A 1,682-nucleotide genomic window follows, 5' to 3' on the forward strand; every position below is an offset into this window, starting at 1 on the left:
ATGGTTACCATAAATGTATTTTTCTCACAAAATACACTGTATATATTAACATTACTGTTTATTTATACAGTTGCGTTTGCATTGCACGGAGAAACACAGTGTTTACTCGCATAAAACAAGTTATCGATTGGTTCAATGATGAGCCAGAAAAGAAAGCACTGCCCCAGGCCACCCTTAAAAACAAAACTCCTACGGGATTTTGTGCGCCATGGAGTGCAGAGCAACTGAAACAAGATGATCTTATCAAGGACAAACTTCGCGTTCTTAAGCGCAGTGGCTTAGCGCTGCCTTACGAGGTGTGGGATGAGTTTGTCGTTGATACGGTCATTCGCTTTGCGACCTGTTGCCAAGATTTACCGGCATCAGAGTCTTACCACCATGCAACGCCAAGAGGCTTATTGCTACACAGTTTAGACGTGGCGATTTACGCAATGCGTATTCGCCGTAATTACATTCTGCCGCCGAATACGGCGCCAGAAGACGTGATCCACAAGGAGATCGTTTGGGTGTATGGCGTTTTTCTGTGTGCCTTATTGCATGACGTGGGCAAGGTGCTCGATATGGACATTGAGTTATTTGTAGGGGAGGGAAAAGAACCCGTTCGTTGGACACTGGCACTGGGGGCGATCAGTCAACCGTACCGTTTTCGTTATCACAAAGAGCGTCAATACAGTCAGCATCAACGCAGCGGACTGATGTGGTTAACGCCAATGCTCTCTGAAAACCCAATGGCGGCGATCACAAGCGATCGCCAGCTCTACCATGAAATGAGCGCTTATCTTTCTGGCCATGCCGATAGTGACAGCGTCATTGGGCAAATTGTGATGCAAGCGGACGCCGCCAGTGTGGCGCAAAACCTCGGCGCCGATAAAGCCGGCATCAACCTCGCTGCTGAAAAAGCGCGAGGCGCTGCTGCTTCATTGGCGGGTCAGCTTCGATTGACGCTCACTCATTTGCTTCAATCGGGCGCGTTCCCATTGAACAGAAAAGGCGCCGAGGGGTTTGTTGAGGGTGAAAACCTGTTTTTGATGAGTAAGCCGATCGCTGAACGACTACGTGCAGCGTTATTGGAACGTGGGATCACTAACGTTCCAACGGACAACTCACGATTGTTTAATGAATTGCAGCAGCACCAACTCATCCGCGCTAATGACGATGAGATGGCGATATGGAAGTGTGAAGTCTTTTTAAGTGCCTTTGATTGGCGCCAGACGTTCACCTTTGTGTGTGTTCACTGGCCATCGATATGGCCCGAAGGTGAGCTTGCGTCGATTGAGGGCTCAATAACGCCCGTTATCGATACGTCAGAGCTTCAAGACGCACAAGATGATGGAGAGTTATCACTGACTCAATATGCTCCTGTATCGCCACTGAGAGAGAATTTAAGTGACGCAGTCACCAAAGTAGAGGGCACTGCCACAGTACCAGCAAGTCAAGGGGTATTGGAGCAGGAGAGTAGAGAGCCTTCATTAAGTTTAGATTTGATGAGTTATATGCCTGGTATGGACGCGATAAGCGCTGAGCAAGACATCGCAGAAGTACCGGTTGAAGTCGCAGCAGTTGACGTCGAACCAGAAGTGATACCGGCGGTTGCCAGTCACGCGATGGAATTGATGCAAGAAGCTGAGAGCACTGCAGCAGATGAAGAAAAGAGTGACGTTGTGACTGAGGATGAGGCGCTT

Annotated in this window: 1 protein-coding gene; it reads left to right on the plus strand. The window is 48.9% G+C overall.

The features are described 5' to 3' along the window. Positions 1-98: 98 nt before the first annotated feature. Positions 99-1,682 (plus strand): MobH family relaxase (gene mobH / locus RH85_RS19060; RefSeq protein ID WP_006714362.1); only part of this gene is annotated, 1,584 nt, incomplete at its 3' end.

The organism is Vibrio ichthyoenteri ATCC 700023 (assembly GCF_000222605.1).
GTDB lineage: Bacteria > Pseudomonadota > Gammaproteobacteria > Enterobacterales > Vibrionaceae > Vibrio > Vibrio ichthyoenteri.